This is a genomic window from Deltaproteobacteria bacterium (assembly GCA_016219225.1).
Classification (GTDB): domain Bacteria; phylum Desulfobacterota; class RBG-13-43-22; order RBG-13-43-22; family RBG-13-43-22; genus RBG-13-43-22.
Genome location: JACRBX010000131.1, coordinates 1 through 7,590, shown reverse-complemented (window position 1 = coordinate 7,590; position 7,590 = coordinate 1). Strand labels below are relative to the sequence as shown.

Genomic DNA, 7,590 nt, shown 5'->3' with positions numbered 1-7,590 from the left:
CTTGGGGCGCATCCGGCCGTCTTCTTCAATGGCGGTCAGTTTATAAACTCCCCCCAGGGCCGGGGTGGAGTAAGCGGTTACCAGTTTGGTGCCGACCCCCCAGGAATCGATCCGCCCTCCCTGTTTTTTGATACTTTCGATGATCCATTCGTCCAGATCGCTGGAGGCGAAGATCTTGGCTTCTTCGAACCCTTCCCGGTCTAATATCTTCCGGGCTTCTTTGCTTAAGTAGGCCAGGTCTCCGCTGTCAAGCCGGACCCCCTGTAAATTCCCCTTTCCCTGGGCTTTCAATTCTTTTCCGATTTTGATGGCGTTGGGTATGCCGCTTTTCAAGGTATCGTAGGTGTCCACCAATAAAAAGCAGCCTTGGGGATAAACCCGGCAATAGGCTTTGAAAGCTTCTAATTCCGATGGAAAGGATTCCACCCAGCTATGGGCTACGGTCCCGCGGACCGGAATATCGAACAGTTTACCGGCCAAGACATTGGATGTGCCCTGGGCCCCCCCAATAAAAGCCGCCCTGGCAGCCTCAATGGCGGCATCCGGCCCATGGGCGCGCCTGAGACCGAATTCAATAACCGGATCGCCTTCGGCGGCTGTGCAAACTCGGGCAGCTTTGGTGGCGATCAATGTTTGGAAGTTCATCATATTCAACAAGGCCGATTCAATAAACTGGGCTTCCGGCAAGGGAGCCGTAACCCGGATGAGCGGTTCATAGGGGAAGACCACCGTACCTTCAGGAACGGCAAAGAGATCACCGGTAAAGCGAAACGCTTCCAGGTAGCGGAGAACCTTCTCGGGGAAAATATCCAAGTTGGCCAGATAGGCTAAATCCTCCGAAGTAAAACGGATGTGTCTGATATAATCAATGACCTGCTCAAGACCGGCGGCAATACAATAGCCCCCCTCATCCGGAATTTTACGGAAAAAGTAGTCAAAATTGGCCCGTTGGCTTTCTTTCCCGTTGTCGAGGTATCCGCCGACCATGGTCAGCTCGTACATGTCGGTTAATAAGGTAAGATTACGCATGGAACCCTTTCTGTAATAAACCCGCTCCTGCGAGCCCCTATGGAGGCTGAAGATTATTAAAGTGTTTTCTCCGAACTCCGAACCCTAAACTCCGAACCCATTAGCTTTTTTATTACACAGTTCATCTCTTTTGTTCAAGGGCTAATTTGTGGCTTTGTTCTTTGACCTATAATTTTCATTGACAACCATACAAATGTATGGTATATGCTTATTTAATATATGCAAGCTCTTACTATACGACAAAGACAAATCTGGGAATATCTCCGTAACTACTTATTAGAAAACGGTTATCCACCTTCTTTTCGGGAAGTGGCCGGTCATTTCAAGATCAACCTGGGTACTGCCCAGGATCATCTGAAGGCCCTGGTCCGCAAAGGATATTTAAAGCGGGAGCCTCATCGTTCCCGGGGGGTGAGTCTGGTCCGGTCTTCCGGACCGTTGCGGACCATCCCGCTTTATGGGGCCGTCCCGGCCGGAAGGCCTCTTTTAATCGAAGAGGATGCAGAGGATTATGTAACCCTTCCCGAGGGCTGGGCCAAAGGCGAAGAAGTTTTCCTGCTCCGGGTTCGCGGGGAAAGCATGAGCCCTTATATCCTCCCCGGAGACCAGGTCATCGTTCGCCGCCAGGAACAAATATCTGTCGGCGAGATCGGGGTATTCCGCCTGGAAAATGAAGTAACCCTGAAACGGTACTACCAGTCAGAAAACCGGGTGATCTTAAAGGGGGACAATCCGGAGATAGAACCCCTGATCATGGACCAAGAGGCTCTCTCCGCGTTTTCGATCCTGGGGAAAGTCATCGGGATTTACCGGTCTCTGAATAGCTGATATGGATGCCTTACTTCCCTTGAACAATCTTTCCAATCTGGCCCTTTCCGGAAAGAGTATCCTCTTTTTCGGGGAGGCCATGCCCCGGCTTTCCGCCTATTTGATGGGCCAGTTGGCGGCCCAGGGCAAGCCGGTCACCCTGATCGATGCCGCTCAGGCTTTTGATCCTTATCTGATCGCCCGGATCAGCCGCTACCGGGATATGGATCCCCGGATGCTCCTGGAACGGATTCACCTCAGCCGGGCCTTTACCTGTCACCAGTTGGTAACCCTCCTGTGTGAGACCCTGCCCCGGGCCGGTCGAAGAGATCCCCTTTTCATACTCGGCCCCTGCGCCCTTTTCTATGATGAACAGGTCTCTCTATCCGAGCGCAAACTCCTTTTCAAGCGGGTGGCCTGTTCCATAGCCGCCCTGGGCAAGAGGGGCCAGGGGCTCTATCTTTTCCAACGCCCGTTGTTGAAGCAGGTCAAAAATTTGTTCCTGGGACGGGAACTGGGCCGGTATGTCCATCTCATCATCCAAATAAAGTCCGGCGCTCACGGGCTGGAAGGCCTTCTCCGGCGATCCAATCTTCCTGAAAAAAGGACGGAGGGCTGACCATGGGCCGGACCGTCCTGCCGTTCAGCCTGGCCCTGGAACAGGAATATCAGGACTGGAAAAAATTCCGCCGGGGTTTGCGCCGGGAAGATCAACAGATCCTGGACCGGCTTTTTGATCTGGCCCGGCTCCATGTCCAGGCCGGGGTCTGTGCCTCCCGGCCCTGGCCCCTGGAGACCATCCTGATTTCTATCCTATTAGAGCAGGAAAAGGCCCTGGCCGATTTGCGGGCCAAATTGAGGACCCTGGAGGAGGGGGTCGGCCAAAGGTAGAGATTTGCCGTCGACCCGGTTAGGCTGGGCAATTGACATCATGATAGCATGATGGTAGGATTGTGTATAAAGGAAGGGGGTATCCCATGAAACGAGCCCAGATCCAATTAGAAGAAGAAACCTTCGAGGTCTTACGTCAACGGGCCTTTCAAGAAAAGAAATCCATTGCCGGGATCATTCGGGAACTGATCCATAAAGAAATAACCCTTTCGGCCCCGCAAAAAAAAAGGTCGATAAAGGATTTCGGATTTGTCGGGGCCGGTAAATCCCATCAAGGATCCCTTAAACCGGTTTCAGAACGACACGACCAGGCCCTTGAGGAGGCTTTTCGGAAATGATTTTTTTGGATACGTCGGCCGTCTACGCCTTGGCTGACAAGGCTGATCCCAATCATGTTTCCGCCCTTGAGAAATTCGCTCATCTCCTGTCGGCCGGGGAACCTGTTTGTCTCCATAACTATATTTTAGTGGAAAGTGGGGCCTTATTGCAGGCCCGGCTCGGCCTCCGGGTGGCCCTGCAATTCCTGAAGGAGGCCAAAGCCTTTCAGATTGAATGGGTGGACCCTGCCCTGCATGGAAAGGCGTTACAGGAACTGGAAAGGATCGGGAAGCGGGGGGTTAGTTTTGTGGATTGCCTGAGTTTTCTGGTGATGCGGGAGAGGGGGATAAAAAAGGCGTTGGCCTTCGATCCTGATTTTACCGACCAGGGGTTTATGTTGTTTTGACAAGCGAAAATGGCGTCCGGCATGGGTCCTTTCGCCGGAAAGCTATAACAAAAATGTAGGGTTTGTTCTTGACCGGAACTGCCCGGTTAAGTATATTTCTATCTGATTTTGCTTTCGGCTGTCGGCAATCTGGAATTGGAGGATGATATGGCAGTAACAAATTTCAATACCTCGAATCAAACCTTCCGTAAATTGATGGGTAATGGCCTGGTTTATCGCGTCCCCATGTTCCAAAGAGACTATTCCTGGGCTGAACAGGAGTGGGATGATTTGTGGCAGGATATTATCGCCATGCTGGAACCTGGCGGCGAGCAGGGGCATTATATGGGTTATCTTGTCCTGCAGTCAAACGACGAGCGCAATTATGACATCATCGATGGTCAGCAGAGGATGACAACGTTGAGTCTGATCGTTCTTGCCGTGCTCCGTAATCTGCGCCGACTGGTAGACCTGAAAATCGACTCAGACGACAATAAACGTCGAGAGGAGGAATTGCGCAAGACCTACATCGGCTATCTTGATCCGGTCACCCTTATTCCCAAATCAAAGCTATCGTTGAATCGCCATAATGATCAGTTTTACCAAAACTACCTCGTGCCGCTTGAGCGTCTGCCGAAGCGCAACCTGAAGGCCTCGGAGCACCTTCTACGCAAAGGTTTCGAATGGTTTGACAACCGGATGCGCGAACGTTTCGAAGAAGCACGAAGCGGTAAGGAACTGGCCCGTTTTGTCGATACAGTCGCAGATCGTCTGTTTTTTACGGTCATCTCGGTAACGGATGAACTGAACGCTTTCAAGGTGTTCGAGACGCTGAACGCCAGGGGCGTGCGCCTTTCCTCCACCGACCTGCTCAAAAACTTCCTCTTTTCCGTGGTCCATAGCGCCGGCGGTCATGAACATGAAATCCGAACCCTCGAAGAACGTTGGGAGGCGGTTGTCGGGAAGCTCGGCAGTGAAAGCGTCCCGGATTTCCTCCGGGTTTTCTGGAACAGCCAAAATCCCCTCACTCGTCATTCCGATCTATTCAAGACAATACGTATGAGCATCAAAATCAAGGCCGACGTTTTTACTTTGTTGCGCGACATGGACCGCGACGCTGACATCTACGCGGCCTTGAGCGACGCCGGCGACTCCATGTGGAACGTGGAACAACGCAAACATGTCGCCGAACTGGTGATGTTCAATATCCGGCAGCCGCACGCCTTATTGCTGGCGGCGCGCCGTGTTTTGAACGACTCGGACTTTACGCGGATTCTGCGGGCTTGTGCCATCGTTTCTTTCCGATACAACGTCATCGGCAATCTCGCTACGAACGAACAGGAGCGTGTCTATAACTCGGTCGCAGAAAAGATCGCCAAGCAACAACTCGCGGGCGCCGCCGAGATCATCCGCGCCTTGCGCCAGGTCTACCCGACCGATGAACAGTTCCGTGGCTCTTTTTCGGAAAAGCAGGTTCGCACTACCTCGGCCCGTAATCGCCAGGTCATGAGATATATTCTCTTTGAGATCGAGCGGCATGTTTCAAATCAGGCTTTTGATTATGCCAGCGATAAGTACACCATCGAGCATATATTGCCGGAAAATCCCAATGAACAGTGGACCTCCTTCACCGATGAACAAATTGACCGGTGCGTCTATCGGATCGGAAATATGACACCCCTGGAAGCGACTTTAAACCGCCAGATCGGCAACAAGTCATACCGGGAAAAAAGAGAAATTTACGGGCAGAGCGGTTTTGAGATAACGCGAAGGGTTGCCGGTGATCATCTGGAATGGACACCGGAGCGCATTGCTTCACGCCAGCAATGGCTTGCCAGCCAGGCCACGGCCATCTGGCGGCTCCCGGAACTGTCATAGCAGATGATATTTCTAAAGAAACGTATTATCGTTGAAGATACCAAGTAGATGCCGCCTGTTTTGAGGTTCAGGATTATTGGAAATTCCGAGGAATATTTTGGAGGCTCATCCCTCGCTGGGTGAGTGGGCCATTCTTTCTGCTTATCGGGGGAGCATCGCCCATGGCCTGTACGTCCCATCCGCCGATCCGAATAGTATCGACGATAAGGATGTGATGGCTGTTTGCGTTCCCCCCCTGGATTATTATTTCGGACTCAAGGAATTCGGCTCAAGAGGTACCAAGGAAATCAAACAGAACGAATGGGACATTGTTGTTTATGAAGTCCGCAAGTTTATTCGCCTGCTGGCTCGCGGAAACCCCAATGTCCTGATGATGCTCTGGCTTGATCGCTCTGATTATTTGAAGGTTACCGAGGCTGGCCGGTTGCTCCTGGACAATCGCCAGATCTTTGTCGGCCGGCACGTTTACCAGGCCTTTGCCGGTTATGCCCGCAGTCAGCTTTACAAGATGACCCACTTGGGGTTCCAGGGATATATGGGGGCCAAGCGTAAGAATCTGGTTGAGCGCTATGGTTACGATTGCAAGAATGCCGCCCACCTTATACGCCTGCTCCGGATGGGGATTGAATTTCTTAGAGACGGGCAGCTCCAGGTCCGGCGTCATGATGCGGAACAACTGCTGGCCATCAAGCGCGGGGAATGGACACTGGAACAGGTAAAGGCCGAAGCCGAGCAGGGTTTTCAGAGGGCCGAAGAGGCCTATTCGGCCTCACCCTTGCCGCCCGGGCCGGATATGGATCGGATCAACGAACTGGCGGTTGAAACGGTTCGACTGGCACTCGAAGCCCGGAATTAAAAAAATGGAATTTAGACACCGCTTGATTGACTTTAGGTAAGGTATATGATTTATTTGTTAAACTCAAAATCAGATTTCCAGCGGCGGAGTTAAGGAAATGATTCGAGGATAGCTGGACGAACTCGCTAAGGGCAAGGAGCCCGGCAAGGTAAGGAGTGTTACGGAGTAAGATAATGAAATCCCCGATGCAATAAGACATTTCTTGAGGGATTTCACGATGCGAGATGTCCAAGAGAGGTGTCCTAATGTCGGGATAGATTTGATTCGCCGCATCCTCAGGGAACAGAGAGACTTAGGAAAACTGGAGTGTTTGGGTAGGGGGCCGAATGCCAAATGGAGAAATAGGTAAAATACCTAATTAATAGGTATTGAACAACATTTTAGTACCTATATAACCATTAATACATTGAAAATATGATGTTTTTTTAGGATTTAAAAAATGGAAGCGGCAAACCGTCCTTCGGCAATTTGGGTTGGCAAGAAGCAAATTTGAATAAAAGAAAATTTGGGAAATTTATTCTCCGGGAACAGGGAATTTGTTATTGTTATAACGTTCGATATCGAAGCAGTATTCCGAAGAAAAGGCGTACCAATCCAACATGATCGGAGCAAAATTGTTGCATGGCACAAGTTGAGAGACAGCAGGCGGTCCTTAACATCCTCCGGAACTTGCGGGATCTGGCCGGTCTTAAAAAGCTGTTCTGGGAGGAACTGAACTACGAGCATGAAAACAAGCCGCTCTACATGCGCGGCTGGCCGGATTCCGCCCGCAAGGCGTTGGCGGATGATCCCATCCTGTTTGCCAGTGGCGGGGAGGACAATGCCTTTCATGTGGTCTATTGCCGTCTGGCCTCGGCCGGTCTTCAGAGAAATCTTGAGCGGCCCATTGTCGATCAATTAATCCGCGAACATCCCTACTGCCTGTTCATTTTCTCCGACAGGGCGCAATCCTCCTGGCATTTTCTGAATATCAAGTATGACGCAAAGGCTGAAAAGCGTCGGCTTTTTCGCCGGATGACCGTGCGAGCCGACAGCGGCTTGCGCACGGCCGCCGAGCGGCTGCAAATGTTGGATCTGGCCTTGATGAGCATCCCCGCGACCTCGCGTCGCGGGGTGCAAAATTTGGTGCTCCCGATAGCCAAGCCAGCGGGGAGCGAAGGAAAACCGCTATCGCCCCTGGAGATTCAGAAACGCCACGATGACGCCTTTGATGTCGAGTCGGTCACCAAGGCCTTCTATAGGGAACTCACCAACTGGTATTTCTATGCTTTGAAGCATGTTCGTTTCCCCAAGGACGCGCCCAAAGAGGCTGACGGGCACGACCATATCGGCGTGATCCGTATGATCATGCGATTAATTTTTTATTTGAACGATGAGTTTAAACATCTCCTTGAAAACATAAAGGGGCTTCTTAGCTTTGACAAGG

At 51.5% G+C, this 7,590-nt stretch carries 9 protein-coding genes; 8 read left to right on the top strand and 1 reads right to left on the bottom strand.

The genetic code is table 11. The features are described from left to right. Window positions 1-1,029 (bottom strand): nicotinate phosphoribosyltransferase (locus HY879_11360; GenBank protein ID MBI5603942.1); only part of this gene is annotated, 1,029 nt, incomplete at its 3' end. Window positions 1,030-1,248: 219 nt separating this feature from the next. On the opposite strand from HY879_11360, the gene lexA reads away from it, so the two are divergent. The 8 genes from lexA to HY879_11320 form a co-directional block, all read left to right on the top strand. Then, window positions 1,249-1,857 (top strand): repressor LexA, encoded by a 609-nt coding sequence (gene lexA / locus HY879_11355; GenBank protein MBI5603941.1) that lies wholly within the window; start codon window positions 1,249-1,251, stop codon window positions 1,855-1,857. A gap of 1 nt (window position 1,858) precedes the next feature. Then, complete coding sequence (locus tag HY879_11350) at window positions 1,859-2,455, top strand: hypothetical protein (GenBank protein MBI5603940.1); 597 nt, start codon at window positions 1,859-1,861, stop codon at window positions 2,453-2,455. 2 nt (window positions 2,456-2,457) lie between these two features. Then, a complete protein-coding gene (locus HY879_11345; protein ID MBI5603939.1) occupies window positions 2,458-2,727 on the top strand; it encodes a hypothetical protein in 270 nt (89 codons plus the stop codon). 86 nt (window positions 2,728-2,813) lie between these two features. Continuing rightward, the gene (locus HY879_11340; protein MBI5603938.1) at window positions 2,814-3,065 is read left to right on the top strand and encodes a hypothetical protein; all 252 of its coding nucleotides are present in this window, start codon (window positions 2,814-2,816) and stop codon (window positions 3,063-3,065) included. Continuing rightward, window positions 3,062-3,451, top strand: a complete 390-nt coding sequence (locus tag HY879_11335; protein MBI5603937.1) for a PIN domain-containing protein — start codon at window positions 3,062-3,064, stop codon at window positions 3,449-3,451. Before HY879_11340 ends, HY879_11335 begins: the two co-directional genes overlap by 4 nt. A 147-nt stretch (window positions 3,452-3,598) precedes the next feature. Then, window positions 3,599-5,308: a DUF262 domain-containing protein gene (locus HY879_11330; protein ID MBI5603936.1), complete on the top strand. Its 1,710-nt coding sequence runs from the start codon at window positions 3,599-3,601 to the stop codon at window positions 5,306-5,308. Window positions 5,309-5,405: 97 nt separating this feature from the next. Continuing rightward, window positions 5,406-6,164 (top strand): nucleotidyltransferase domain-containing protein, encoded by a 759-nt coding sequence (locus HY879_11325; GenBank protein ID MBI5603935.1) that lies wholly within the window; start codon window positions 5,406-5,408, stop codon window positions 6,162-6,164. Between the two features lie 621 nt (window positions 6,165-6,785). Next, window positions 6,786-7,590, top strand: an 805-nt coding sequence (locus tag HY879_11320) for a hypothetical protein (GenBank protein MBI5603934.1), incomplete at its 3' end; no start/stop codon positions are given.

Coding starts and splice junctions, on each gene's coding strand:
- lexA (MBI5603941.1), top strand. CDS start 1,249: ATGCAAGCTCTTACTATACGACAAAGACAAATCTGGGAATATCTCCGT.
- HY879_11340 (MBI5603938.1), top strand. CDS start 2,814: ATGAAACGAGCCCAGATCCAATTAGAAGAAGAAACCTTCGAGGTCTTA.
- HY879_11335 (MBI5603937.1), top strand. CDS start 3,062: ATGATTTTTTTGGATACGTCGGCCGTCTACGCCTTGGCTGACAAGGCT.
- HY879_11330 (MBI5603936.1), top strand. CDS start 3,599: ATGGCAGTAACAAATTTCAATACCTCGAATCAAACCTTCCGTAAATTG.
- HY879_11345 (MBI5603939.1), top strand. CDS start 2,458: ATGGGCCGGACCGTCCTGCCGTTCAGCCTGGCCCTGGAACAGGAATAT.
- HY879_11350 (MBI5603940.1), top strand. CDS start 1,859: ATGGATGCCTTACTTCCCTTGAACAATCTTTCCAATCTGGCCCTTTCC.